Source organism: Pseudomonas sp. EZ-C24 (genome assembly GCF_014525325.1).
Taxonomy (GTDB): domain Bacteria; phylum Pseudomonadota; class Gammaproteobacteria; order Pseudomonadales; family Pseudomonadaceae; genus Aquipseudomonas; species Aquipseudomonas shirazensis.
On the sequence record NZ_JACDIU010000032.1, the window covers coordinates 78,884 to 104,052 of the forward strand.

The 25,169-nt window shown below is 63.5% G+C and carries 28 protein-coding genes; 11 read left to right on the plus strand and 17 right to left on the minus strand.

Features of this window, described 5'->3' with window-relative positions:
* Positions 1 to 28: 28 nt before the first annotated feature.
* The 3 genes from IDM28_RS21860 (at position 29) to IDM28_RS21870 (ending at position 3,134) form a co-directional block, all read left to right on the plus strand.
* A complete protein-coding gene (locus IDM28_RS21860) occupies positions 29 to 1,258 on the plus strand; it encodes a vWA domain-containing protein (protein ID WP_188036870.1) in 1,230 nt (409 codons plus the stop codon).
* 8 nt (positions 1,259 to 1,266) lie between these two features.
* On the plus strand, positions 1,267 to 2,550 hold the full coding sequence (locus IDM28_RS21865) for a VWA domain-containing protein (protein ID WP_188036871.1): 1,284 nt from the start codon (positions 1,267 to 1,269) through the stop codon (positions 2,548 to 2,550).
* A 146-nt stretch (positions 2,551 to 2,696) separates the two neighbouring features.
* Positions 2,697 to 3,134 (plus strand): CBS domain-containing protein, encoded by a 438-nt coding sequence (locus IDM28_RS21870; protein WP_101322616.1) that lies wholly within the window; start codon positions 2,697 to 2,699, stop codon positions 3,132 to 3,134.
* Between the two features lie 8 nt (positions 3,135 to 3,142).
* On the opposite strand, the gene IDM28_RS21875 is transcribed toward IDM28_RS21870, so the two are convergent.
* The 5 genes from IDM28_RS21875 to IDM28_RS21895 form a co-directional block, all read right to left on the minus strand.
* The gene (locus IDM28_RS21875) at positions 3,143 to 3,781 is read right to left on the minus strand and encodes an NADH:ubiquinone oxidoreductase subunit N (protein WP_188036872.1); all 639 of its coding nucleotides are present in this window, start codon (positions 3,779 to 3,781) and stop codon (positions 3,143 to 3,145) included.
* A 70-nt stretch (positions 3,782 to 3,851) separates the two neighbouring features.
* Positions 3,852 to 4,094, minus strand: coding sequence for a DUF2789 domain-containing protein (locus IDM28_RS21880; protein WP_188036873.1), 243 nt, complete (start codon positions 4,092 to 4,094; stop codon positions 3,852 to 3,854).
* A 149-nt stretch (positions 4,095 to 4,243) separates the two neighbouring features.
* Positions 4,244 to 4,876 carry a LysE family transporter gene (locus IDM28_RS21885; protein ID WP_101322619.1) on the minus strand — a complete coding sequence of 211 codons (633 nt, stop codon included), beginning with the start codon at positions 4,874 to 4,876 and terminating at the stop codon, positions 4,244 to 4,246.
* Positions 4,877 to 4,975: 99 nt separating this feature from the next.
* Positions 4,976 to 5,563, minus strand: a complete 588-nt coding sequence (locus IDM28_RS21890; protein WP_101322620.1) for a mechanosensitive ion channel family protein — start codon at positions 5,561 to 5,563, stop codon at positions 4,976 to 4,978.
* Positions 5,563 to 7,473, minus strand: coding sequence for an ATP-binding cassette domain-containing protein (locus IDM28_RS21895; protein WP_101322621.1), 1,911 nt, complete (start codon positions 7,471 to 7,473; stop codon positions 5,563 to 5,565). The genes IDM28_RS21890 and IDM28_RS21895 overlap by 1 nt, the downstream gene beginning before the upstream one ends.
* A gap of 50 nt (positions 7,474 to 7,523) precedes the next feature.
* On the opposite strand from IDM28_RS21895, the gene IDM28_RS21900 reads away from it, so the two are divergent.
* Positions 7,524 to 8,006, plus strand: a complete 483-nt coding sequence (locus IDM28_RS21900) for a TIGR02444 family protein (protein WP_188036874.1) — start codon at positions 7,524 to 7,526, stop codon at positions 8,004 to 8,006.
* On the opposite strand, the gene IDM28_RS21905 is transcribed toward IDM28_RS21900, so the two are convergent.
* Positions 7,982 to 8,971 (minus strand): AlgP family protein, encoded by a 990-nt coding sequence (locus tag IDM28_RS21905; RefSeq protein WP_188036875.1) that lies wholly within the window; start codon positions 8,969 to 8,971, stop codon positions 7,982 to 7,984. The genes IDM28_RS21900 and IDM28_RS21905 overlap by 25 nt on opposite strands.
* 188 nt (positions 8,972 to 9,159) lie before the next feature.
* On the opposite strand from IDM28_RS21905, the gene IDM28_RS21910 reads away from it, so the two are divergent.
* On the plus strand, positions 9,160 to 9,798 hold the full coding sequence (locus IDM28_RS21910; RefSeq protein WP_188036876.1) for an FKBP-type peptidyl-prolyl cis-trans isomerase: 639 nt from the start codon (positions 9,160 to 9,162) through the stop codon (positions 9,796 to 9,798).
* A 9-nt stretch (positions 9,799 to 9,807) separates the two neighbouring features.
* Here IDM28_RS21910 and rsd read toward each other — a convergent pair whose 3' ends face one another.
* The 7 genes from rsd to IDM28_RS21940 all read right to left on the minus strand — a co-directional run bounded on the left by rsd (position 9,808) and on the right by IDM28_RS21940 (position 16,199).
* On the minus strand, positions 9,808 to 10,278 hold the full coding sequence (gene rsd / locus IDM28_RS21915) for a sigma D regulator (RefSeq protein ID WP_101322625.1): 471 nt from the start codon (positions 10,276 to 10,278) through the stop codon (positions 9,808 to 9,810).
* A 228-nt stretch (positions 10,279 to 10,506) separates the two neighbouring features.
* On the minus strand, positions 10,507 to 11,013 hold the full coding sequence (locus tag IDM28_RS21920) for a disulfide bond formation protein B (RefSeq protein ID WP_188036877.1): 507 nt from the start codon (positions 11,011 to 11,013) through the stop codon (positions 10,507 to 10,509).
* A gap of 222 nt (positions 11,014 to 11,235) precedes the next feature.
* On the minus strand, positions 11,236 to 12,474 hold the full coding sequence (locus IDM28_RS21925; RefSeq protein WP_188036878.1) for a heme biosynthesis HemY N-terminal domain-containing protein: 1,239 nt from the start codon (positions 12,472 to 12,474) through the stop codon (positions 11,236 to 11,238).
* The gene (locus IDM28_RS23985; protein WP_224785570.1) at positions 12,471 to 13,571 is read right to left on the minus strand and encodes a uroporphyrinogen-III C-methyltransferase; all 1,101 of its coding nucleotides are present in this window, start codon (positions 13,569 to 13,571) and stop codon (positions 12,471 to 12,473) included. Before IDM28_RS23985 ends, IDM28_RS21925 begins: the two co-directional genes overlap by 4 nt.
* A 45-nt stretch (positions 13,572 to 13,616) precedes the next feature.
* Positions 13,617 to 14,384, minus strand: a complete 768-nt coding sequence (locus tag IDM28_RS23990; RefSeq protein WP_224785571.1) for a uroporphyrinogen-III synthase — start codon at positions 14,382 to 14,384, stop codon at positions 13,617 to 13,619.
* Complete coding sequence (gene hemC / locus IDM28_RS21935; RefSeq protein ID WP_101322628.1) at positions 14,381 to 15,322, minus strand: hydroxymethylbilane synthase; 942 nt, start codon at positions 15,320 to 15,322, stop codon at positions 14,381 to 14,383. The genes IDM28_RS23990 and hemC overlap by 4 nt, the downstream gene beginning before the upstream one ends.
* A gap of 127 nt (positions 15,323 to 15,449) precedes the next feature.
* Positions 15,450 to 16,199, minus strand: a complete 750-nt coding sequence (locus tag IDM28_RS21940) for a LytR/AlgR family response regulator transcription factor (RefSeq protein WP_101322629.1) — start codon at positions 16,197 to 16,199, stop codon at positions 15,450 to 15,452.
* A 313-nt stretch (positions 16,200 to 16,512) separates the two neighbouring features.
* Between IDM28_RS21940 and argH the strand changes: the two genes are divergently transcribed.
* On the plus strand, positions 16,513 to 17,907 hold the full coding sequence (gene argH / locus IDM28_RS21945; RefSeq protein ID WP_101322630.1) for an argininosuccinate lyase: 1,395 nt from the start codon (positions 16,513 to 16,515) through the stop codon (positions 17,905 to 17,907).
* A gap of 39 nt (positions 17,908 to 17,946) precedes the next feature.
* Here the strand turns inward: argH and IDM28_RS21950 are convergent, their stop codons facing one another.
* A complete protein-coding gene (locus IDM28_RS21950; protein ID WP_150571419.1) occupies positions 17,947 to 18,606 on the minus strand; it encodes a glutathione S-transferase in 660 nt (219 codons plus the stop codon).
* Between the two features lie 145 nt (positions 18,607 to 18,751).
* On the opposite strand from IDM28_RS21950, the gene IDM28_RS21955 reads away from it, so the two are divergent.
* The 3 genes from IDM28_RS21955 to IDM28_RS21965 all read left to right on the plus strand — a co-directional run bounded on the left by IDM28_RS21955 (position 18,752) and on the right by IDM28_RS21965 (position 22,377).
* Positions 18,752 to 19,051 carry a hypothetical protein gene (locus tag IDM28_RS21955; protein ID WP_101322632.1) on the plus strand — a complete coding sequence of 100 codons (300 nt, stop codon included), beginning with the start codon at positions 18,752 to 18,754 and terminating at the stop codon, positions 19,049 to 19,051.
* A 73-nt stretch (positions 19,052 to 19,124) separates the two neighbouring features.
* Positions 19,125 to 19,370, plus strand: a complete 246-nt coding sequence (locus IDM28_RS21960) for a TIGR02647 family protein (protein ID WP_101322633.1) — start codon at positions 19,125 to 19,127, stop codon at positions 19,368 to 19,370.
* Positions 19,371 to 19,521: 151 nt separating this feature from the next.
* Positions 19,522 to 22,377: a class I adenylate cyclase gene (locus IDM28_RS21965; RefSeq protein WP_188036879.1), complete on the plus strand. Its 2,856-nt coding sequence runs from the start codon at positions 19,522 to 19,524 to the stop codon at positions 22,375 to 22,377.
* Between the two features lie 15 nt (positions 22,378 to 22,392).
* Here the strand turns inward: IDM28_RS21965 and rnk are convergent, their stop codons facing one another.
* From rnk to cyaY, 3 genes are all read right to left on the minus strand, one after another.
* On the minus strand, positions 22,393 to 22,803 hold the full coding sequence (rnk, locus tag IDM28_RS21970; protein ID WP_101322635.1) for a nucleoside diphosphate kinase regulator: 411 nt from the start codon (positions 22,801 to 22,803) through the stop codon (positions 22,393 to 22,395).
* Positions 22,804 to 22,938: 135 nt separating this feature from the next.
* Entirely contained in the window at positions 22,939 to 23,151 is a 213-nt protein-coding gene (locus IDM28_RS21975) for a DUF1289 domain-containing protein (RefSeq protein WP_101322636.1), read from the minus strand.
* 1 nt (position 23,152) lies between these two features.
* Positions 23,153 to 23,485, minus strand: a complete 333-nt coding sequence (gene cyaY, locus IDM28_RS21980; protein WP_101322637.1) for an iron donor protein CyaY — start codon at positions 23,483 to 23,485, stop codon at positions 23,153 to 23,155.
* Positions 23,486 to 23,706: 221 nt separating this feature from the next.
* On the opposite strand from cyaY, the gene lptM reads away from it, so the two are divergent.
* Positions 23,707 to 23,910, plus strand: a complete 204-nt coding sequence (gene lptM, locus IDM28_RS21985; protein ID WP_101322638.1) for an LPS translocon maturation chaperone LptM — start codon at positions 23,707 to 23,709, stop codon at positions 23,908 to 23,910.
* A gap of 9 nt (positions 23,911 to 23,919) precedes the next feature.
* A complete protein-coding gene (lysA, locus tag IDM28_RS21990) occupies positions 23,920 to 25,167 on the plus strand; it encodes a diaminopimelate decarboxylase (RefSeq protein ID WP_188036880.1) in 1,248 nt (415 codons plus the stop codon).
* The last annotated feature ends 2 nt before the right edge of the window (positions 25,168 to 25,169 follow it).

A 25,169-nucleotide genomic window follows, 5' to 3' on the forward strand; every position in this document is an offset into this window, starting at 1 on the left:
GCTGCCGATCCTTTTTCAGGATATCCACATGCAGCGGGTCACCCGCGATACCCGACCCGCGCAGGACGATCCGCGGGTGTTGGAACAGGCCATGGCGATCATCGTCAGGCACTTCCCGGCCAGCATCGCTCATCTCTACGCCACTCCGCGCACCGGCCAGGACGGTGTGCGTGAGTGGTGGTCGCCGCTGGAAGGCCAGCCGCAGCGCTATCACGACCTCACATGTGAACAGCAGGCGACCTTGCTGCGCGTCTATGACCAGCGCCAGGACGCCCTGCGCCAGTTGGTCGGCGAGCTGAAGGAACGCGGCCAGGAGCAGGAGGCGAGCGTGCTGCGCGCGCTGATCGGCCCGGCCAACCTTGAGCACCTGTACAGCGTCAATGGCGAGCCACTGCTGGTGCGCTGGGCACAGCCGGCGCCGGTCAAGCCAGCACCGGTGGCGGCAGCGCCAGTGCCCGCACCGCGCCCGCGCCGCTGGATCTGGTTGCCGTGGTTCCTGCTGCCCCTGCTTGGCCTGTTGCTGCTGGCCCTGGCCTTGTGGTTTGGCTGGCCGTACCTGCAACGCTGGTATGAACAGCGCGAGCCGGCCAAATTTGCCTGCATGAAAGACGATCAGGCGCTGCCCCCGGAGTTCTCGGTGGTGCTGGATACCTCCGGTTCGATGCTACTGAGCGTCGCAGCGACGGCGGAGGACGAGCAGTGGTTCTTTCAGAACATCGCCGACCCCGCCATCGACCAGGCGCGAGTCGCCGAGGTTACCCGCGCGCCGGTACGCATCGATGTCGCCAAGCAGAGCCTCAAGCAGATGGTCGATGATCTGCACCCGGCCATCGACACGCGCTTCATCACCTTCGACGGCTGCCGAGCGCCGCTCGACCATGGCCTGTTCACCCCGGCCCAGCGCCCGGCGCTGATCAGCGGCATAGAGGGCCTGGTGCCGAACGACGGCACCGCCTTGAGCGCCAGCCTCGACCTTGCCGCAAAAAGCATGAACGGCCGCGACCGCGATGGCGTGATCGTGATGTTCGTCGACGGCGCCGATGGCTGTGGCGAGGATGTCTGTGCAGTCGCTCAGCGCATCGCCCAGGAGCAGCCGCGGCTGCGGGTCAATCTGGTCAATATCAGCAACAACAGCCTGGCCAACTGCATTGCCGACAGCACCGGCGGCCGGGTCTACAGCGGCGATAACGCCGTGCAAGTGGCGGCCGCGCTGAAACAGGCGAGCCAGGAAGTTTCCAGCAGCAACAACTGCAACTAGGACGATCGATGCAACGGGTAATCCGCGACAGCCACGCCAGCCAGGACGCCGCCGCTGCACTCGAGCAGCGGGTAGCGTTGATCCGCCAGCACTTCCCGCCGGCCATTGCTCACCTATATGCCATTCCCCGCCAGGGGCATGATGGTGTGCTGGAGTGGTGGTCGCCGCTGGAAGGCCAGCCGCATGTGTATGCCGAGCTGGGCCGCGACCAGCAGGCAGCGCTGCTACAACGCTATGAAGAGCGCCAGGCCGCAGTCGGTCAGTTGGCCAACGAGCTGCAGCAGCGTGGTCAGACCCAGGCAGCAGGCGCCTTGCGCAGCCTGATCGCGCCGCCTGATCTGGGCAACCTCTACAGCATCAACGGCGAACCGCTGGTGATCCGCTGGGGGCAGACCGTACCGGTGGCCGCGCCACCGCCGCCGCCACCGCCTGCACCAGCACCCAAGCCGGCGCCGCCCGCAGCCAGGCCGGCACCGCAGCCCAGGCCTGCGCCACCGCCCAGGGCCGTACCTGCGCGGCGCCTGCGGCTGTGGCCATGGCTGCTGTTCGGCCTGCTGCTGGCGTTGCTCTATGCGCTGTGGTTGAACTGGCCAATGCTGTGGGCGCGCTGGCAGGCCGATCACAGCGCCATGTGCACGCCGGGCGCTGGCTTTCAGGCTTCGGAGTTCGCCGTGGTGCTGGACACCTCCGGCTCGATGAACGAACGCATCCGCGTCAAGCGCGCAGACGACCCGTGGTACATCAGCCTGCTGGCGAAGATCCCGGTGGTCGAGCAGTTTCTGCCGTCGGGCAAGGCCCCGCCGACGACCCGCCTGAACGTGGCCAAGACGGCCCTGGGCGCGGTCATCGAAGACCTCGACCCGAAGGTGGCGATGCGCCTGGTGACCTTCAATGGCTGCAAGTCGCCCGTCGATCATGGCGTGTTCGCACGTGACCAGCGCGCAGATCTGATCGACCGTATCGCCACGCTCAACGCACGCGGCGGCACGGCGCTCGGGGTCAGCCTGGAGGCGGCAGCGGCCAGCATGGACGGGCGTGAGCGCGACGGCGTCATCGTGATGTTCGTCGACGGCCGCGACAGCTGTGGCACCAGCATCTGCAAGGTCTCCGAGCAGATCGCCCAGAACCAGCCACGGCTGCGGATCAACATCGTCAACATCAGTGCCAGCACCGGCTCCAACTGCGCCGCCAGCAATACCGGTGGCCGGGTGTATACCGCTGATGATGCAGCTGCGGTGGCCGCCGCGTTGGAACAAGCCAGCCGCGAAGTCTCGCAGGGCAACGGCTGCTGAAGCGCAAACGGGCGCACGCCGTGCGCCCGTTTGCAGCCATGACGTTTTTCAATCGACTCCATGCCGTTTTCCGCGTTGCCGTGCAAGGCGCCTTGGCGGATGCTTTATTTACCTGAGCATCCCCCCATTCGCGCACCGAGGCCTGCATGAAAACCGTCGACGAAATCCTCAAGAGCAAGGCACAACACCAGACCGTCTACACCATCGGCCCAACCGAGTCGGTGCTGGCGGCGCTGAAGCTGCTCGCGGAAAAAAACATCGGCGCCTTGCCGGTGGTTGAAGACGGGCGCGTGGTGGGCATCGTCAGCGAACGTGACTATGCGCGCAAGCTGATGCTCAAAGGCCGCTCGTCGCCGTTCACTACAGTGGCCGAGATCATGACCGCAGCGGTGATCACGGTTGAGCCCAAAACCAAGCTCGATGAGTGCATGCAACTGATGACCGACCGCCATCTGCGCCACCTGCCGGTGGTCAGCGAGGGCAAGCTACTCGGCTTGCTGTCGATCGGCGACCTGGTCAAGGAAACCATTACCGAGCAGGCCAACCTGATCAGCCAGCTGCAACAGTACATTCGCGGCGAGTGAAGGTTGTTTCAGTGATAGGCGCTTTCCAGCTCGTCCAGCTGATGGTCGAAGCTGCGCAGGCGCGCTGACCAGGTGTACACCAGCACTTCCAGATCACGGTTGAGCACTGCCGTGCCGCCCTTGCCGGCCACCGGCCCGTCGCCCAGATCCAGCTGGTAGCGCTCACGGGCCATGGCCGTAGCCACGCTGGAAAGGTCGCGGGCAAATGCCAGCCAGTGCTGGTGCGGGTCGTGGATTTCGCGGTCGAGCTCGCGGCATTGGCACTTCAGCGCATCCAGGCTTTGCTCCAGCGGCGTGCCCTTGAGCTCGCCCATGACCTCTTCGAAGGTGCGCCCGGAGTGCCAGTAACTGCCCCAGAAATAGCGGTCGAACACGGTTTCGACCCGGCGCAGGGCAACTTTGGTGTTCCAGATGGTGACCAGGGTATGGCCCTGGCTAAGTTCGCGCCTGTTCAGCTGCAAGTGCTGCCAGGCGATCCAGGCCAGCCCGCAGAGCGCCGCTGCCGCGGTGACCGCAGCAGCGGCGTACAGAAACTGCACGGCCTGGTTCAGCTGATGGGTGTGCCGGATACCGTAGAAGTAGCCGGTGGTCAGGGTGCCGAGGATTGCCACGATGCACCAGAAACCGGCTGCATAGGGATCTTTCATCACGCTATCCCCTTGTTGTTTTACCTCAGCATAGCAACGCCACTTCACCCATCAGGTGCCGCTCGGCGCTTTATTTGCGGGGGCGACGCAGGGCTTCGTTGAGTTGATCAAAGGGCATTGCCCAGTCGGCGTCCTCAAGCACCGCTTCTTTGAGGAATGCGCGCTGCGAGTCGCTCCAGAACGGCGCATCGACCAGCTTGATTTCGTTTTTCAGCGGCGAGTGCGAGGTGATGAACTGATCGATGCTCTGCGCATCGTGGTCCAGCCCCAGTTGCATGAACAGTTCGGCAAACTGATGAGTCGGTGCTTCCATGGGTGCCTCCTCGCCAAGCTGGCCGTCGACGACGCCGGCCCGGCGCTGGTTGAGTGAGAGATGAGGTGGCCGCAGCCACCTTGCTCAAAGATAGACACCAGCCAGGCCACTCAAGGTCGAAGCAATTTGCACTTTTTATCCGACAAGCGTCACAGCGGCGCCCGGCGCAGTGTGGCGAGGAAAGCTGCAGCGCCGACAAACAACCCGGCAAAGGTACGGTTCAGGCGCTTCTGCTGTTTAGGCGTGCGCAGCAGCCGCAGCACCCGCGAGGCCAGCCCGGTGTAACCAGCCATCACCAGCAGGTCGACGCAGACCATGGTCGCGGCAATCGTCAGATACTGCGGCAGCAGCGCCTGATGCGGGTCGATGAACTGCGGCAGCACGGCGAGCATGAACACCAGTGCCTTGGGGTTGCTGACATTGACCAGCAAACCACGGAACACCAGGCTCAGCGGCTTGCCGATCGGCCGTATCGGCGACTCGGCGCTCATATCCATGGGCAGCGCGCGCCATTGCTTGTAGGCGAGGTACACGAGGTAGAACACGCCGAACCACTTGATCACCTGAAACGCCGTAGACGAGGCGGCGAGGATGGCGCCGACGCCGGCTGCAATGATCGCGATCTGCAGCAACAGACCGAGTTGCAGGCCCAGGGCGTTCCAGTAACCGCGCCAGAAACCGTACTGCAGGCCGCTGGACATCGAGGCAATCGCCCCCGCCCCCGGCGACAGGCTGATCACCCAGCACGCGGCAAAGAACGCCAACCACGTTTCCATCGACATGTAGCACCTCATAGCGGATATGTTGCAAAACATTAAGCTAAGAGGTTGGCGGCGAAATCACCAGCGTTTTTTGTGGGTTTGCAGCAGGTGCGGCTAACGTCAGTCAGCCTGGACAGCAACATCCTTGGCCACACCCGGCACCTCGCTGCCACGCCAGCGCCGTACGCACTTCTGGAAGAACTGGCTATTCGGCACCTGCACCAGCGCGCCGCCGGCATCGGGCATTTCCATCAGGGTGGTGAACAGCAGGTTGATCGCAATCACTCGGCCCTTCACGCCCGGCTTGTCGAGGGTTTCCACCAGCTCGACGACGTCACCGATACGAAACGGGCCGACAGTAAAGATCAGCACGGCGCAGAGCAGGTTGGACAACACGCTCCACATGGCGAAGAACGCCACCGCCGCTACGGCGACAAACCCTGAAAGCGCGGTCCAGAGCACGGTGGCCGAGACGCCAAGACGCTCCAGCACAAACAGCAGAGCACTGCCCATGATCAGCCAGCGCAGGCCGCCACGTACCGGTACCAGCAATTCTGGTGGCAGTGGATAGCGTTCGCCCAGCCGGCTCAGGCAACGGCCGACAAAACGTTGCAGGATGAACGCTGCGGCGAGGATCAGCAGAATCTGCGCGCCTAGCCACAGCGAGTCCATCCATTGCCCCGGCAGCAGGCCGTGCAGGTCTTCCATCAGGACAACGCCTCAAGTTCGGCCTGCATGCTTTCGAGCAGCTCAAGTGCCTCCATCCAGGCTTCTTCAAGCTCGGCTTCGCGCTGCTTGAGTTTGCTCTGACGGCCGAGCAGATCACGCAGAGCATCCTTGCGCGATTGCTCGTAGAGGCCGCTGTCGGCCAGGGCCGTGTCGATCTCGGCCAGCTGACTGTGCACCTGGCCCAGCTCGGCTTCGAGCTTGTCGGCAGCGCGCTTGTGCGGCGCCAGTTGCTGGCGCAGGGCAGCGGCGGCCTGACGCTGGGCCTTTTTGTCGGTCTTGTCCGGGTTGACCGGGGTGCTGCTGACCGGCGCGTTGCGCTGGCGGTAGTCGATCAGCCAGCGGCTGTAGTCATCGAGGTCACCGTCGAAGGTGTCGACCTTGCCGTCGGCAACCAGCAGGAAGTCGTCGGTGGTGCTCTTGAGCAGGTGACGATCGTGAGAGACCACCACCACTGCCCCGCTGAACTCCTGCAAAGCCATGGTCAGCGCCAGGCGCATTTCCAGGTCGAGGTGGTTGGTCGGTTCGTCGAGCAGCAGCAGGTTGGGCCGTTCCCAGGCGATCAGGGCCAGGGCCAGCCGGGCTTTTTCACCACCGGAGAAGTTCACCACCGGCTCCTCGGCACGCGGGCCGTGGAAGTCGAAGCCGCCGAGGAAGTCGCGCAGGGTTTGCTCGCGCTCGGTCGGGGCAATCCGCTGCAGGTGCAGCAGCGGGCTGGCCTTGTCGTCCAGCGAGTCCAGCTGATGCTGGGCGAAATAGCCAACCGAAAGGTTCTCACCGCGCACCAGGCGCCCGCCCAGCGGCTGCAGTTCGCCGGCAAGGTTCTTGATCAGGGTCGACTTGCCGGCGCCGTTGGGCCCGAGCAGGCCGATCCGCGCACCCGGCGTGAGCTGCAGCTTGACCTTCTCCAGCACGGCGGTGTCGCCGTAACCCAGACGGCCTTCGGAAAGGTCGAGCAAGGGGCTGGAGATTTTTTGCGATTCGCGGAAGACGAAGTCGAACGGCGAGTCGACGTGCGCTGCCGACAGTTCTTCCATGCGTTCCAGAGCCTTGATCCGGCTCTGCGCCTGACGGGCCTTGGTCGCTTGCGCCTTGAAGCGGGCGATGTACTTTTCCATGTGCGCGCGCTGCGCCTGCTGCTTCTCGTAGGCCTGTTGCTGCTGGGCCAGACGTTCGGCGCGGGTGCGTTCGAAGGCGCTGTAGCCACCCTTGTACAGGGTCAGCTTGCGCTGCTCGACGTGGAGCACGTGGTCGACCACCGAATCGAGGAAGTCGCGATCGTGGGAGATCAACAGCAGCGTGCCCGGGTAGCCCTTGAGCCAGTCTTCCAGCCAGAGGATGGCGTCCAGGTCCAAGTGGTTGGTCGGCTCGTCGAGCAGCAGCAGGTCGGACGGGCACATCAGGGCCTGCGCCAGGTTCAGGCGCATCCGCCAGCCACCGGAGAAGTCGCCGACGCGGCGGTCCATCTGCTCGTTGCTGAAGCCAAGGCCGGCCAGCAACTTGCGTGCACGGGCATCGGCGGTATAACCGTCAGCGCCCTCCAGCTCGCTGTGCAAGCGGGCCAGCGCAGTGCCGTCGTGGGCTTGCTCGGCCACTGCCAGCTCGGCCTGGACCTGACGCAGGCGCAGGTCGCCATCGAGCACATAGTCGACTGCCACGCGCTCGAGGGTATCGACCTCCTGACGCATGTGCGCGATGCGCCAGTCGCCGGGCAGCTGGCAGTCGCCGCCGTCGGGCGTGAGCTCGCCGCGCAGCAAGGCGAACAGGCTGGATTTGCCGGCGCCGTTGGCACCGATGAGGCCGGCTTTATGACCGGCGTGCAGCGTCATCTCGGCGCTATCTAGCAGGCGCTGCGGACCACGCTGTAAAGTGAGGTTGGTTAGTCTGATCATGATGGTCGCGGAGTCTACCAGCTTCCTCGGCCGCTAGCGCGAGTGGAACCATGCACACCGACCTGTGGAATTACGCCCTGGCCCTGTACGCCCGGCCCGGAGTTGAAGCGGCTTGCCTGCAACTGCAGGAGGACGGCGCCGACGTGTGCCTGCTGCTTTGCGCAAGCTGGCTGCAAGCGCGCCGGGCACGCGTCAGCGATGAGCGCGTGTGCGCCCTGCTGGGGTTAGCTGAGCCGTGGCGAATCGAGGTGGTCCAACCACTGCGCACGCTGCGTCAGCAATGGCGTATGGCAGCTCAGGGCGATGCCGCGCTGGCACTGTTGCGGGAGCAGTTGAAGGGCTTGGAACTACAGGCTGAAAGAACCTTGCTCGAGCGTTTGCAGGCGTGCTCGCAGCAATGGCCCGCAGGCTCGGACGAGACCGCGGACGACTGGCTGGTCCGGCTGGCGCCGGACCTGTGCCGCGACCACGGCGCGCTGGATCAATTGCGCGCCGCAGCGTCAGCCTTTCAGGACGCCGAAGACGGCGACTGAGCTGGGGTGTTGGCCGCTCCAGCAGGCGTTGCCGCTGGTGCTGCCGAGTTGGTGCTGGTTGCTGCGGTGCTGGCTTTGGCGTCGTCTGTTTTTGCAGCGGCTGGCTTGGCTGCAGCTGGCTTGGCAGCCGGTTTGGTTGCTGCGGTCTTGGCCGGTGCTTTGGCAACGGCGGGTTTGCCTGCAGCGGCTTTAGCTGGCGCCTTGCTGGCTGCAGGCTTGGCAGCAGCAGGTTTGGCTGCAGCCTTGGCGGCAACGGGTTTGCCAGCGGCAGGTTTGGCTGGCGCTTTGGCAGCCGCCGGTTTGGCAGCGGCAGTCCTCGCTGGGGCTTTGCTGGCAGTGGGCTTGGCAGCTACTTTGGCCGGTGCTTTGGCAACGGCAGGCTTGGCTGCAGCGGCCTTGGCTGGTGCTTTGCTGGCAGCCGGCTTGGCGACAGCTTTAACAGGCGCTTTGGCAGCAGCTGGCTTGGCGGCGGGTTTGACCGCAGCGACTTTGGCTGGAGCTTTGCTGGCAGTGGTCTTGCCGGCTGCCTTGGCTGGCGCCTTGCTGGCAGCAGGTTCGGCAACAGTGCGTTGCTCGAGGGCCTTGGCGGCTGCTTCACGGACCTTGCCTACGCCTTGAGCGATTTTCAGGCTCTGCTGCGCATCGCGCTTGAGCTGCTGGATGTAGATGCGGGTCTGCGATTGACGCTCTTTGAGCGAGTCGAGCACTTCTTCAAGTTCGCTGGCAGCCTTGTGCGCCTTGTTCTGCGCCTTGGCTTTGCCAGCCTGGGCAGCGTCTTGCAGTTTCAGCCGCGAACCGTGCAGTTTTTCCTGCGCCTTGCCGCGTTGTTTTTCCAACTTTGCCAACAGTTTCTCTGCATCCGCCAGCGCTTGCGAGCAGGCATCTTCCAGATGTTCGAGCAGGCTACCGGAAAGTTGCTGGAGCAGGTGCAACGGCGTACTTACTGGCTTCTTCTTGGCCGACATGGTTTACCTCCTGGCTGATGAGATTGCGGCTCATACTATGCTTCTGCTGCTACCGCCGCTAGGGCATCTTGACAGTATTGCTGGGGCCGCGTTGCATGCCTGGGCAAAGTTGTTATGGTGCAGCTCGAGCAAGTGTAGTTGGCCCTTGTTCGGCTGTTGCTACTTGGCCATCGCGTCCGGAGTCGATCGTGTCCCGTTATCTTCTGCTCAGCCTCTGCCTGCTCGCGCCATTGAGTGTTGCGGCGCCGGCCAGCAACACCGATCAGGATATGGCCTACAGCCTGGGCGCGAGCCTCGGTGAGCGGCTGCGTCAGGAGGTCCCTGACCTGCAACTGGAAGCCCTGGTCGAAGGCCTGCGCCAGGCCTACCAAGGCAAGCCGCTGCGGCTCGATCAAGCACAGATGCAAAGCCTGCTCGAGCAGCATGAAACCGAGGCCCAGGGCAGCCAGGCACAAGCGGCTGAAATCCGCTTCATGGCCAATGAACGCGGCCGAGTCGGCACCCATGAATTACCTGAAGGAATTCTTTACAGCGAGTTACAGGCAGGCACTGGCGCGCAGCCCAAGCCCGGCGGCAAGGTGCAAGTGCGCTACGTAGGACGTCTGCCGGATGGCTCGGTGTTCGACCAGAACCAGCAACCGCAGTGGTTCAGTCTGGACTCGGTGATCGAAGGCTGGCAGGCGGCGCTGCCAAAAATGAAGGTGGGAGCCAAATGGCGTTTGGTGATCCCTTCGGCGCAAGCTTACGGCGCCGACGGGGCGGGCGACCTGATCGCACCCTACACCCCGTTGGTATTTGAAATCGAATTGCTGGCAGTGGCCGACTGATCGAGGCGATCAGGCCTGCAGTGCAGCTTCCTGTTTGTGTGCGGTGTGCAGCACTTCGATCAGGCAGTCTTCCAGCTCGAAGCGTTCGCGCAGATGGCCGCCCAGTGCTTGCAGGGTCTGGGCGAAGCGCTCAGGGTCGTTGCACTCGGCCTTGTCACAGTGATCGTTGAAGTCCAGCGCGATCTGGGTGATGTCGGTGATGCGTGGGGTCATGTCTTCGGCCAGCGCCAGGGCGCGCTTGTCGTCGAAGGCCTTGGCCTCGCTGAGCAGCTGCTCGAACACTTCGAAATGCCAAGCCGATACATAGTCGACCAACACGCCACAGAAATCACGGCTCTGCGCCTTGTCAGCGAAGGCTGGCTTGGCGTCGCGCAGTGCGCGGAAAGCCACCACCAGCTCCTGGCGTTCCAGCAGCCAGCGATCGATCAGCTTGTGGACCCCGCCCCAGCGTTCCTGGGCATTCTGGCAACTATCGAGCATGGCAGTTCTTCCCTTCTGGGTAGATGCCGCTGCACCTCGTTGCGCAAAGGTGCGCGACAAAGGGACGTCAGCAGTACGGCATCGAGCAGTTGTGTTTTCAGTGTCCGTGCTGGGAGATTATTCCCGCACGTGCTACCCATCAAGGTACGCATCGGACAAAGTTCATACAAGCGTTTCATCCCTTGATAGCGCGCCGCCGGTCGAACCATGCGCCAAGCTTGCGCTGGATCAATGTTGGGCGAGGCGGCGCAAACGATCAGCCACCAGCCGCGACAGCGGCAGCGCTGCCAGCAGCAGGAAGGCCAGCAGGCTCCACTCGGGCAAGGTCAGGTCGAGAAAGCTCCAGGACAACGCGCCGCAGTCAGGGCCACCCTTGAGCAGGGTTTCCAACGCTTGCCGCCACGGCTGCTCAAACACCGTCGGCAGCGGCTGCAGGCAGGCGCCATGAGCAAACTCCGAGCCCTGCAGCCAGACCTGCCGCGCCGCCAACAGCGCGCCGCTGGCGGAGCAGGCCAATGCCAGCATCGTGTAGACCAGCCAACCGAGACGCTGCGGGGCATGCACCAGCGCAACCAGGCAGACCAGCGCATACAGGCCCAGCAGCAGGCGCTGGCCGGAACACAGCGAGCAAGGCAGCAACCCCAGGTTTCTTTCGAGGGCGAAAGCGGCAAACAGGATCGCCAGCGAGGCCAGCAAGCCTGGGGAAAATAGAGTACGAAAACGGGCCAGCGGCATGGCGATGGGGTCCCGGAGGAGTCAATGACGTGGCTTGAGACGGTAGAGGAAATGGGTACTTTGTTTCAAGGCAATACAGTCGGGACAAGTCTCTGATTGCTGAGGAAAGTTTACCGATTGCTGTGGGAAATTTCCGAAGGGGGTCATCGCAAATTGACTTCACCGCTTCAGATTAGATACCAGCCCTTGGGCCTGCGCGGCTTGCGCAGACCCAAGGGTCGGTCAAGCTCGGGCGCCGTCTGGCAACGGCAGCGCCAGCAGGCGCTCGTCGAGCAGGCCAAGGCCTTCCTGGAACAATTGGTTGCTGCGTTCGGTTTCACCCAGGCTCGCCAGCAACCGCGCCAGCTCGGCACAGGTTTCCGGGTTGCGCTCAAAACGCAGGCTGCTCTCAAGATAATCGCGCGCCTTGCCCCACAGGCGGTTCTGCAGGCTCAAGCGGCCTAGGGTCAACAGCAGGCTCGGGTCCTGAGCGTGCTCTTTGAGCCAGCCTTCGGCGGTTTGCAGCTGGCGCGCTGGGTCATCACCACGGATCAGCCCGTACAGCCGGGCCAGATGGCTTTCGTACTGGCGTTTGAGTGCCGCACGCAAGACCTGCTCGGCTTCGCCCTGAGCGCCGACCTGACGCAGCTGTTCAGCGTAGGCGAGCACCAACTGCGGCTCCTGGCGCTGCGCGGCGGTCAGCTGCTGCCAGGCGCGTTCCAGCGCCTGCCGGGCGGCTACCGCATCATCACCACGTGTCGCGGCGATGCTCAGGTTCTGGCCCCAGGCACGCTGCTCCAGTGCAGCCAACTCAGTGGCTGGCAATACCTTGCCCTTGCGCAGGTCAGGCAGCAGCCGAATCAGCGCCGGCCAGTCGCCACGCTGCAGGTGCAACTGCTGCAGCAGGCGCAGCACCTGGCCGTTATGCGGGTGGCGCTGTTGCATCGCCAGCAGGGTTTCGAGGGCACCGTCGCTGTCGCCGCGATCCATCTGCAGTTGGGCGTGGGTCAATGCCACCGCCAGTTCGGCCTGGGGCTGACGCTCGAGCGCGCGCTCCAGCAGGTTGTCGCTTTCTTCAGTGCGGCCCAGCTCGTTCGCCGCGCGGGCGGCGCCGAGGTAATACAACAGCGGCTGGCGCTCGGCTTCAGCGGCGCGGTGCAGGTGACGCTGCGCGCTGGCCCAACGACCTTCGGCCAGGTCCAGTTGGCCCTGTTCGATGGCGATGCGCGTGCGCCGGCGGCGATTGCGCCGCGACCATGGGTTGACCACCCCGGTCGAACTCAGGATCAGGCCAAGCAAGTAGCGCAACAGCCACAGCACTACGATCAGGCCGATCAAGCCACCCAAGGCGGCCCACAGACCGGACTGATAGCGGAAGCTGCCGTAGGACACCATCACGTAGCCGCTGTGCTTGGCCACGGCGATGCCCAGCGCTGCGGCAACCACGATTGCCAGCACCGCGAGCAGATAGACTCGCTTCATGGCTTGCCCCCTTCGGCGTTGGCCGGCAGGTGGCGGCGCTGAATGTAGGCCTGTACCGCCGCCAGGCTTTCGCTGAGGTCAGGGGTGACCACCGACACTGGCTGCTCGGCCAGGGCGTTGAGACTGTCGAGCATGGCCTTGCTTTGCGGGTTGTCGGCGTTGAAGTTGGCCAGCAGTACGCTGCGAGCATCATCCAGCGCCTGGGTATAAACCTTGGCTTCGCCATTCAGGGCCGCCCATTGGGCCTGCTCGATGGTCAGGCTCAGGGCCAGGCGCAGTTGATTCAGCGACTGCCCAGCCAGCAGTGGGCGAACATTGTTGTCGGCATCGAATTCGATCTGGAAGTACTTGGAGATCTCGGCCCACCAGCGCGACCAGCGACTGCTGGCATCGCCATCCGCAGTCAGCGCGCCCATGGCGTCTGCGCTGCTGTCGAATTCAGGCGACTGGGCACTGAGCTGCTGCACCTGCTCACGCTGCGCCGCCAGCTTGAGGAACAGGCCAGTGCGGTCTGGCTGCTGTGTGCTGTTGAGTGTGGCCAGGCTGCGGGCCAGCTGCTCGCGGGCGGCGAATGAACCTGGGTCGCTCTGTTCGCGGAGAATCTCGTCGGCACCTTCTACCAGCGCTTTGGCGCTGGTCACATCCTGCAGTGCAGACAAGCGCAAGGTCGCCAGGCGCAGCAGGTGCTCGGCTTCGGCCAGGCGCCATTCCTTGCGGCTTTCGCCCATTACCGTATCGAGCCGCTGGCTCAAGCGCTGCTGGTCGCCCTGCAACTGTGCCACCAGGCGCCGGCGGTCTTCCAGCTCGCTGGCCGGCGGCAAGCTGGCAAGTTGTGCGCTGATCTGCTGATCTCGCTGTTGCAACGCTGCGGTCTGCTCGCTGAAGGTTTCCATGCGCTGGCTTTGACCCAGCTCATTGCCCTGCAGTTGGCGCACTTGCCAGACACCCCAGCCGCCTACCGCAACACCGGCTGCGCCGAGCAGCAGGGCAACGACGGCAATGCCATTGCCTGAGCGCTTGGCCGGCGGGCTGACAGGGGTTTGCGGCGCGTCGAGCACCGAAGGCTGTTCATTCTGCGACAAGACAGTTTCGCTCACGTATCCATCCTTTGCATGGGGGCGCGTCGCTCTGAGCTTAGCGCCTTAAGAGGCAGGTGCAGCGCTGCGCTGCACAGCTGCCAGCAAGGCCGCGGCACTGGCGCCACGGCAATCCACAATCTGTTGTGCACCCAGCGCGCGGGCCTGCTCGGCTACGCGCGGGCTCGGCACGAACAACGGCAAGCGCGCCAGGCGCGGCCAATCGGCGTCTGCCAACTGGCGCAAATGTTCAAGACCCTGCCCACTGCTGACCACCAAGCCGTTTAAGCGTTCCCGATCGACCCGCTCGCGCAGGGTATCGGGCGGGTAATCCGGCAGGCAGCGACGATACAGTTGCAGATAATCGACACTAGCACCTAGCTCGGCAAGACGCTCTGCCAGCAGTTCACGACCCCCTACCCCGCGGACAATCAGGACACGCGGCGTAGGAACGGCGACAGCCTTGCGCAACTCGGGCAAGCCAAGCAAGGCCTCACTGTCGTCTCCCTGGGAAGGGAATGTCACCAAAAGCCCGGCGTTCTGCAATACCTGCGCGGTCGCCTCACCGACGCTGAACCAGGCGTTGGACGGCGGCACCAGGCCGGCTTTGGCCAAGTTGGCCAGCAGCAAGCGCGCAGCGGGCTTGCTCACCACGATGAATGCCTGGTAATTCGCCAGCTGGCTCAGCAGCTGGCGTTGCGCGTCATCCACAGTGACCGGCTCGATCGCCAGCAAGGGCAGGCTGCTGCTGGCGATGCCGGCGGCCGCCAAGGTCTGCGCCAGTGCCGCACAGTCCTCTTCAGGCCGGGTCAGCAGCAGGCGCCAGCCGCTCACGGATGGCCGGCCTCGCCGTAGACTTCCTTGAGGATCGCCTCGGCGCCCTGCTCAAGCAGGTCTTTGGCAACCTGAACGCCAAGCGCTTCGGCATGCAGCCGCGGCGCCCGTGCTTCGGCTGCCAGCAGCAGCCCGCCGCTGGGTTGGCCAACCAGCCCGCGCAGCCACAACTGCTCGCCTTCAAGCACGGCGTAGCAGGCGATCGGCACCTGGCAACCGCCGTTGAGGTGCTTGTTCAAGGCACGTTCGGCCACCACCCGGTCGGCGGTGTCGACATGGTGCAGCGGCGCAAGCAGGGCGTGGATTTCGCTGTCGGCGCTGCGGCACTCGATGCCGACTGCGCCCTGGCCACCGGCCGGCAGGCTGTCGTCGACACTGATGCTGGCGCTGATGCGGTCTTCGAAGCCGAGGCGGATCAGGCCCGCCGCGGCCAGAATGATCGCGTCATATTCACCGGCATCAAGCTTGGCCAGACGGGTATTGACGTTACCGCGCAGGAAGCGAATTTGCAGATCCGGTCGGCGCGCCAGCAACTGCGCCTGGCGGCGCAGGCTGGAGGTGCCGACGATGCTGCCTGCAGGCAATGCGTCAAGGCTTGCGTAGGTATTGGAAACGAAGGCATCGCGCGGGTCTTCACGCTCACAGATGCAGTACAGGCCCAGGCCTTCAGGAAAGTCCATGGGCACGTCTTTCATCGAATGCACGGCGATGTCGGCTTCGTTCTCGAGCAGGGCGGTTTCCAGCTCTTTGACGAACAGGCCCTTGCCGCCGATCTTCGCCAGCGGCGCGTCGAGCAGCTTGTCGCCACGGCTGACCATCGGCACCAGGCTGACGATCAGGCCTGGATGAGCCTGCTCCAGACGTGCTTTGACGTACTCGGCCTGCCACAGGGCAAGGGCACTTTTACGGGTGGCAATGCGGATTTCGCGAGTGGACATGAAACGCCCCGATGCAGAGAAATGCTGCCGATGATAACAGCTACTCGGGACCTGCCTGCAGACTCAGGTCAGCAATCGGTGGTGCCGCGCCAGTGCGCGCGAGCGCAGCGGCGCCGAGGGCGAGCGATCAGTGCAAGCCCTGCATCATCTTGCGCACGCCTGCTACATGGCGGCGGCTGACGATCAATGCATCCTCGCCCATGCCCTTGAGGTAGAGCTGGAAATGCCCCAGCGGCGTACGCTGCAGCTTCTCGATACGTTCCCGGGCAACCAGCGCGTTGCGGTGGATGCGCACGAAACGCTCGCCGAACTCGTCTTCCAGCGCTTTGAGCGGCTCATCCAGCAGCACTTCACCGGCCTCATGGCGCAAGGTCACGTATTTGTGGTCGGCAATGAAATAGATCACCTGTGACAGCGGGATCAGCTCGATGCCTTTGCGGGTGCGCGCACTGATGTGGTTGCGCGGGTTGCCGCCGTCTTCAGTGGCTGGCCGGGTCAGCGCCGCCAGCAGCGCGCGGTTGGGTTTTTCTGCCTTGCGCAGGGCATCGCGCAGGGCCTGCGGCTGCACCGGCTTGCTGACATGGCTGAGGGTGCTGTCCTTGAACGCTTCGCTGCCGTATTCGTCATCACCGGTGCAGAACACCACCGCTGGCGGCGCTTCGCGCTCGCACAGGCGAGCAGCCACCTGCAGGCCGTCCAGGCCGGGCATGCCGATATCAAGCAGGACCACGTCAGGCTTGAGGCTGTCGATCAAGGCAAGAGCTTCCTCGCCATTGGTGGCGCTGGGCTCCAGTACCGTGTAGCCCTCCTGCCCGCCGAGCAAGCGGCTGAGGTCTTCGCGGGCTTTGGGTTCGTCATCAACGATCAGGACATTCATAGTTGCGCTGGATTCCTGAATGAGTCTCGCACAAGTAATAAGCGTAAACCGGGCTCGGTAGTCCGACGCCGCAGTCACGCTCTAGACCCATGCAATGGCCAAAGATTCACTGGTCTGACAGATTCAGCGCCAGCCTATTGTCAAACTGTAGACGCTTCGTGGAACGCTGCCGTTCAATCGGTAAATATCCTTTGCAGTAACTTCGCCGGTTGATTTCATGCTGTTTCTAGCGACCGATGCCCTGCGGCGGGCAGTGCAACCCTGTTATTATCGGCGCCACTTTTTATCGTTCACGCCTTCAACGAGTGAATCCATGAGCACTGACAAGACCAATCAGTCCTGGGGCGGCCGCTTCAGTGAACCCGTCGACGCCTTCGTCGCCCGCTTCACCGCTTCGGTAGACTTCGACAAGCGCCTGTACCGCCACGACATCATGGGTTCGATTGCCCACGCGACCATGCTGGCGCAGGTCGGCGTACTCAGCGACGCCGAGCGCGACACCATCATCGACGGCCTGAAGACCATTCAGACCGAGATCGAGGCCGGCAACTTCGACTGGCGCGTCGACCTTGAAGACGTGCACATGAACATCGAAGCGCGCCTGACTGATCGCATCGGTGTCACCGGCAAAAAACTGCACACCGGACGCAGCCGCAACGACCAGGTCGCCACCGACATCCGCCTGTGGCTGCGTGACGAAATCGACCTGATCCTAGGCGAAATCACACGCCTGCAGAAGGGCCTGCTGGAGCAGGCAGAGCGTGAAGCCGAGACCATCATGCCCGGCTTCACCCACCTGCAGACCGCGCAGCCAGTGACCTTCGGCCACCACCTGCTGGCCTGGTTCGAAATGCTCAGCCGTGACTACGAGCGCCTGGTCGACTGCCGCAAGCGCACCAACCGCATGCCTCTGGGCAGCGCCGCGCTGGCTGGCACCACCTACCCGATCGACCGCGAGCTGACCTGCAAGCTGCTGGGCTTCGAAGCGGTTGCCGGCAACTCGCTGGACGGCGTTTCCGATCGCGACTTCGCCATCGAATTCTGCGCCGCGGCCAGCGTGGCGATGATGCACCTGTCGCGCTTCTCCGAAGAGCTGGTGCTGTGGACCAGCGCCCAGTTCCAGTTCATTGATCTGCCGGATCGCTTCTGCACCGGCAGCTCGATCATGCCGCAAAAGAAAAACCCCGACGTACCTGAGCTGGTGCGTGGCAAGAGCGGCCGTGTGTTCGGCGCCCTGATGGGCCTGCTGACCTTGATGAAAGGCCAGCCACTGGCCTACAACAAGGACAACCAGGAAGACAAGGAACCGTTGTTCGACGCCGCCGACACCCTGCGCGATTCGCTGCGGGCGTTTGCCGACATGATCCCGGCAATCAAACCGCGTCACGCGATCATGCGCGAAGCAGCCCTGCGCGGTTTCTCCACCGCAACCGACCTGGCCGATTACCTGGTACGCCGTGGCCTGCCGTTCCGTGATTGCCACGAGATCGTCGGCCATGCCGTGAAGTACGGCGTCGACAGCGGCAAAGACCTGGCCGAAATGAGCCTTGAAGAGCTGCGCCGCTTCAGCGATCAGATCGAACAGGATGTGTTTGCCGTGCTGACCCTGGAAGGCTCGGTAAATGCACGTAATCACATTGGTGGGACTGCACCTGCCCAGGTGCGTGCGGCCGTGGTCCGTGGTCAGGCGTTGTTGGCTTCGCGCTAAGCGTCATGGCGGGCTGCCCGGCAGCCCGCCTTTTCACCCTCATTTGCGTTTGCTGATCATCTCCAGGAATGCCGGCATCGCCGCTTCCTTGTCTGCACGAATTTTCGCCATGTGCGGGTTCTCGCCAAGCAACTCCAGCAGCGCCCTCGCCTGCGGGAAGTCCTCGAGAAAGTCCAGGTTCAATACCTTCTTGCCGACCGCGCAGGCAAGGTCGACCGAAAACACGAACATCAAGTCAGCCAGGGTCATCTGCTCACCGGCAACGTACGGCGCGAACTTGCCATTGCGCTTGAGCGTGGCAAAGCCTGCCAGCAGCTCGGTGCGGGCGCGCTCCTTGATCAGCGGCTCGACGGCCTGGCCGAAGAACGCTTCGGCGTAGCAGGTACGCGCCGGCAACTCGATGTACAGCTCGATTTCCTTGACCAGCTCGCGCACCTTGGCCTGGCCGAAGGCATCAGCCGGCAGCAGGGCTTTGCCCGGCTGGGTCTGCTCGATGTAGTCGAGCATCACGCTGGTTTCGCTGATAAAGCCATGCTCGGTCTCCAGCACCGGCACCTTGCCGCGCGGGCTGATGGCCAGCACTTGTGGGGTCTGGCCGGAAACGAACGGCACCTCTTCGAACGGCAGGGCTTTTTCCAGCAACGCCAGCTTGACCATGTTGTAGTAGTTGCTGACAGGGAATCCGTAGAGCTTGAGCATTGCGACAGCCTCCAGGCCGTGAGGGGATGGCCCGGCTGTTATAACCACTCCCTTACGCCATGACCAGCGTCATGCATGGCATAGATGGCCAGGCATTGCCGGCGCGGGCATGGCAAACTAGCCCCCTCACTACAGGAGCACTGCCATGAGCGAACCCCAAGACATCGACAACGAAGATGAAGAAGCCTTCGCCGAAGCTACCCTGACCCAGGCCATCGAAAACCAGATTGAAAGCGGCGAGCCGCCGGCGGCCCTGGCGACTTTCAACAAGCTGAAGCTGGTTGGCTATGAGCGCGAAGATATTCTCAACCTGATGGCCCATGTACTGGCCTTCGAGATTGACGCCATGCTCGATGCCGACCGCCCGTTCGATACCGAGTGGTATGAAACGGCACTGCGCGCCCTGCCGGAGCTGCCACCTGAGGCGGATCAAGGCAACGCTTGAAAAGTCTGTCTACACTCCATGATCAAGCACCCGCAGTGGTGCCTAAATCCTTGTCTGGAAGTCAGGAGTTGCCATGTCGCTTACCCCCGAACTGATCGCCGAGCTGGAAGTTCTTGCGCTGTTCAATCTCGATAGCAGCCAGGAAGGCATCCAGGTCCACCAATCCGCTTCGCCAGATAAAGTCGCTGCTGCCAAGCGCCTCTTTGACAAGCAACTGACCGACCAGCCCGATGGTGGTTATCTGACCAGCCTGGGCCGTGACGCGGCGCAGAGCGTGCAGATTGTGCTGAACATTCTCAAAGCCCCAGAAACCGCCTGAAGCCTTCGCGCCTGTTCGCGGGCCAGGTTGCTGGTCGCGAACAGGCCAACCGCCTTGCTATTAATTTGGCGTCAAAAAACCATAAATTACCCTCTATTGCCCCCTGCTCAGGCTAAACTCGGCACTGCCCTGGCCTGCCCCTGAGTGCGCAATGAACCACCCTCATGAAATCCGCCCAGACCTGGACGACGGTATCGACCGCAAAGTCCTGGCCACGCTGCGCGCGCGCTTCATGCAGATCAATCAGGGCCGCCTCGGGCGTGCACGGGAGGGCTTGTCAACGCGCCAGCAGCAGGTGCTGACGCTGTTGCCACTGTTGTTTCATGTCAATCACCCGCTGCTACCCGGGTATGTCTCCGGCACCACTCCAGCCGGGGTGTGCAGGTATGAGCCGGATGCCGAGCTGATTGCCGAGGGCCAGCGCCTGGCGCGCTCGTTCAGCTACAAACCGCGGCTGGGCAATGCGCCGCTACCGATTCAGGGCCTGTACCTGATGGGCAGCCTGGGCACCCTGGCCCAGGCCGAACAGAGCGACATGGATGTGTGGGTCTGCCACGCCGCCGGCCTGGCCGAGTGGGCACTGGCCGAGCTCAGGCGCAAATGCCAGTTGCTCGAAGCGTGGGCGGCGAGCCTCGGCGCCGAGGCGCATTTCTTTCTGATCGAACCGCAGGCCTTTACCGTCGGTGAGCGCGATGGCCAGCTCAGCTCAGACGACTGCGGTACTACCCAGCACTACCTGCTGCTCGACGAGTTCTACCGCACCGCGATCTGGCTGGCCGGGCGCACGCCACTGTGGTGGCTGGTGCCGGTGTATGAAGAGCACAACTATCAGGCCTACACGCAAACCCTGCTGAGCAAGCGCTTTATCCGCACCGATCATGACCTCGACCTCGGCCACCTGGCGCATATCCCGGTCGGCGAGTTTGTCGGCGCCGGCCTGTGGCAGTTGTTCAAAGGCATCGACTCACCTTACAAATCGCTGCTCAAGCTGCTGTTGACCGAAGCCTACGCCAGCGAGCATCCACAGGTGCGCTGCCTGAGTCTGGAGTTCAAGCAGGCGGTGTTTGCCAACCAGCTCGACCTCGATGCGCTGGACCCGTACGTGATGGTCTATCGGCGCATCGAGCAGTATTTGCTACGCCGCGGCGATGTCGCGCGGCTGGAGCTGGTACGGCGCAGCTTGTATCTGAAGGTCAACAAAAAGCTCAGCGGCCGCTCGCGCAACGGCGGCTGGCAACGCCAGCTATTGGCTCGCCTGGTTCGCGAATGGGGCTGGGACGAGCGCCAGCTGACGCTGCTCGACAGCCGCAGCCAGTGGAAGGTGCGCCAGGTCGCGCTCGAGCGCCGGGCGCTGGTGGCCGAGCTCAATCACAGCTATCGCTTCCTCAATCAGTTCGCCCGTGAACAGCAGGCCAGCAGCCGCGCCGACCAACGCGACCTGAACGTGCTCGGCCGACGCCTTTACGCCGCCTTCGAGCGCCGTGCCGGCAAGATCGAAGTGATCAACCCGGGGATTGCCCCGGACCTTGCCGAAGACACTCTGACGTTGGTCCATGCGAGCAATCGCAAGGAGCCTGGCGCGTTCCACTGGAGCCTGTACCAGGGCAACCTGAGCGTGGATGAGCTGGACCACTCCAGCCCGCTCAAGCGCTGCCGCGAACTGCTCGAGCTGCTGACCTGGGCGCACCGCAACGGCGTGATCGACAGCAGCACCCGGCTCGCCCTGCATCCGGGCGCCAGCGACCTGAGCGAGTTCGAGCTGTTCAACCTGCTCGGCAGCCTGCAACAGAGTATTGCCCTGCCCTTGGAGCCCGTCAGCGAGTTGCGTCTGCTGCAGCCAAGTGTGGCGGACGAGGTCCTGTTGCTGGTCAATGTCGGCGTCGACCCGCTGCGCCATCAGCGTGAACTGAACATCCTCATGACCACCGCCCGCACCGACTCGCTGAGTTACGCCGGCGTGCGCGAGAACCTGGTGCTGACCCTCGATCAGATCACCTTGAACAGCTGGAACGAGGTGCTGGTCCAGCGTTACGACGGCGAGCATGCGCTGATGCGTTGCCTGCGTGACTTTCTCAACACCCCAGGCCAGCGCCAGCAACCGCCACGGCTGCAGGTGCGCAGCTTCTGTCACAACCGCGCCCAGGCCATTGCGCAGCGGGTCGAGGATGTGTTCGCCACGGCTCGTGCGTTGCTCCAGCAGCGGCTGAACTACCGATACCTGGTGCAGATCGCACAGGACACCCATGTGCTTGAGCTACAGCCTGGTGAAGTCAACCTGGTCACCTTGACCAACCACGAGCAACTGCTGGCTTATCTGGGCGAGGAGCGCAGCGAGTACAGCCCGCTGCACCTGGACGACAACGCGCTGGACGATGAAGATCTGGTATGGGTTCTGCCCCAAGGCCAGCCGCAGTGCATCCAGGTGTTCTACCGCCTGCTCGACGGCTGGGCCGACCTGTACGTGCTGGATGAATTCAATGCCCTGTGGCAGCAGCGCCTGCCGCTGGAAGATGAAGCGCACCTGTTGCTGCCGTTGCAGCGCTTTCTGCAATCGCTGGGCATGCGCCGCGATGCCCGGCTGCCGCTGACCAGTCTGCAACAGGACTCATTGGATATTCTCTACTACCAGCTGCTGCCTGCAGGCCTGGGCAAGGTGCGCAGCCTGGAGTCACGCCAGGCACCGAGCGACAATGGCAGCCAGCCCTATTACGAGGTGCAGGCGATCGTACAGAGCGGGATCGGCGATGAGGTGCATATCACCCTGTACTGCGATCAGCAGGAGTATTCGCAGCTTGAATACGGCGATCAGTTGTACGCCGTGGTGGCGCGGCAGATCCTCGGCCAGCGGCGCAGTGCCGGGCGTTATCGCTGCTATATCACCGATCTGGATTTGTCCGAGCTGCTCGCCGACGAGCAGGGCTCGACGTGCCTGCATCTGAGGTACAAGCGCGAGCTGGAGCAGGCGCTAAATGACGGCGTCGAGCAGTTGCAGGCCTCACTGCAGTGAGGCCTGCGTGACACCTCAGAGGTCGAAGTCGCCTGCAGCTTCTGGCTGATACTCGACCGCCAGCAAGGTCAGCTTGAGGGTCTTGCCACCCGGCGCCGGCCAGTCGATCTGGTCACCTACCGACAGGCCGAGCAAAGCGCAGCCAATCGGCGCCAGGATCGATACCTTGCCTTCACCGCTGACGTCTTTCGGGTAGACCAGAGTCAGGTGGTAGTCCTTGCCGCTGGCCTCTTCGCGGCAGTGCACCCGCGAATTCATGGTCACCACACCGGCCGGGACCTCCTCGTGACCGACTACCTTCTCGGCGCGGTCGAGCTCGTCCTGCAAGGCGGCGACACCCGGCGCGTTCTCATCGAGGCTATCGATCAGGCGCTCGAGACGTTGCACGTCCAGGCGGGTGAGGATGAGGGAAGGTTTGCGGCTCATGTTCCAGTCAGACTCCATGTTCAACAGACAATTTGCGGCGCACGAATAAAGCAAAACCCCGCCCAAGGGCGGGGTTTGTGCAGGCATTCGGCAGCGCCGACGCAGAGTCCGACAGTATCACAGCCGGGCGAATACTCAAGCCCGGGCGCGCAGGGCCTCGGCTTCCCGGCAGATCTGCCGGCGGCGTTCGTCGTCGGCAGAGCGCCACTCGCGGATGTGCTCGACATGGCGCTGGCAACCGGTGCAGACCCGTTCGGCATCCAGTCGGCAAACATTGATGCAGGGCGATTTCACCGCTGGGCTGACGTTACTGTAAAGCGGCTTGGGCGGCCGCGGCTGCTCGCTCATGTCAGATCTCGTCGAAGTCCAGCTTCTCGCCAACGTGCCCCCAGACGATGCGCTCAAGCATCTCGCCGAGCAGCTCCTCAGTCTTTTCGCAGGTCCATTTACCGCTTTCTTCGTCATAGTCGAAGTGGAAACCGCCAGACTTGTCTGCCAGCCACAACTGGCGCAGCGGCTCCTGCCGGCTGAAGATCAGCTGGCTGCCGTTTTCGAACTTGATGGTGAGTACGCCGGCGGAGTTTTCCATGTCCAGATCAAGATCGGCTTCATCGAACAGGTCTTCCAGCGCCTGTTGGGTGGCATCGACCAGGTCGTGAAAACGCGCTTCGCTCAAACTCATTGCAAGAACCTCGAAATTGGCTGCATACAGGCAAGCCGGGGAAGATACGGACGCTGGCGCAAGAATGCAAAGCCTCAGACCATCTGCCAATGTTGCAAGGATAACGCAGCAGCGGCCCCGCCAGCGTTGCTTACCGCCAGGCGGACCGGCCCTTGCATAGGCAATCAGGCAGGCGCTGGGTATACTCGGGCGCAATACTGCTTATTTCAAGGATTTCACCAATGAAGCGCCTGATTTCCTCCCTCGCGGCGCTGGTCGCGGTTGCCTGCCTCGTTTCGGCCTGCGGTCAGAAAGGCCCCCTGTTCCTGCCTGAAGACGGCAAGGACGGCAAGGCCAACAAGTCGCACCAGCACCAGCACGCTCAGCCCTCGCCGCAGCCAGCGCCGCAGCAAGAGCAAGACCCAGAGCAGCCGCCAGCGCAGTAAGGAAATCCAATGGACGCTTTCAACTACCGCGACGGCCAGCTGTTCGCGGAAGGCGTGGCCCTGTCGGCCATTGCTGAACAGTTCGGCACCCCGACCTACGTCTACTCGCGTGCCCACATCGAGGCGCAGTACCGCAGCTATGCCGATGCCCTGCAAGGCGTCGAGCACCTGGTGTGCTTTGCGGTCAAGGCCAACTCCAACATTGGTGTGCTGAATGTGCTGGCCCGTCTGGGCGCAGGTTTCGACATCGTCTCCGGCGGCGAGCTGGAGCGCGTGCTGGCCGCTGGCGGGCGCGCCGACCGCGTGGTCTTCTCCGGCGTCGGCAAGACCCGCGAAGACATGCGCCGTGCGCTGGAAGTGGGCGTGCACTGCTTCAACGTCGAGTCCACCGATGAGCTCGAGCGCCTGCAGGTCGTGGCTGCCGAGATGGGCAAAGTGGCGCCGGTGTCGCTGCGGGTCAACCCGGATGTCGATGCTGGCACCCACCCGTACATCTCCACCGGCCTCAAGGAAAACAAGTTCGGTATCGCCATTGCCGATGCCGAAGAAGTCTATGTGCGCGCCGCACAGTTGCCGAACCTGGAAGTGGTCGGCGTCGACTGCCATATCGGCTCGCAGCTGACCACGCTGGAGCCGTTCCTCGATGCCCTTGACCGCCTGCTGGTACTGGTCGACCGCCTCGGCGAGTGTGGCATCCTGTTGCGCCACCTGGACCTGGGCGGCGGTATCGGTGTGCGTTACTGCGACGAACAGCCGCCATCGGCCGGTGAATACGTCAAGGCCATCCGCGAGCGCGTTGGCGATCGCGACCTGGCCCTGGTGTTCGAGCCCGGCCGCTACATCGTGGCCAACGCCGGCGTCCTGCTGACCCGCGTCGAGTACCTCAAGCACACCGAGCACAAAGACTTCGCTGTGGTCGATGCAGCCATGAACGACCTGATCCGCCCGGCCCTGTACCAGGCCTGGATGGGTGTCAGTGCCGTGCAGCCGCGTGCCGGTGATGGTCGTGCCTACGATATCGTCGGGCCGATCTGCGAGACCGGCGACTTCCTCGCCAAGGACCGCACGCTGAACCTGGCCGAGGGCGATCTGCTGGCCGTCGAGTCGGCGGGCGCCTATGGTTTTGTCATGAGTTCGAACTACAACACCCGCGGTCGTTGCGCCGAGGTGCTGGTCGACGCTGACCTGGCCTTCGAAGTGCGCCGTCGCGAGACCGTCGCCGAACTGTTCGCCGGCGAAAGCCTGCTGCCGGAGTGAAC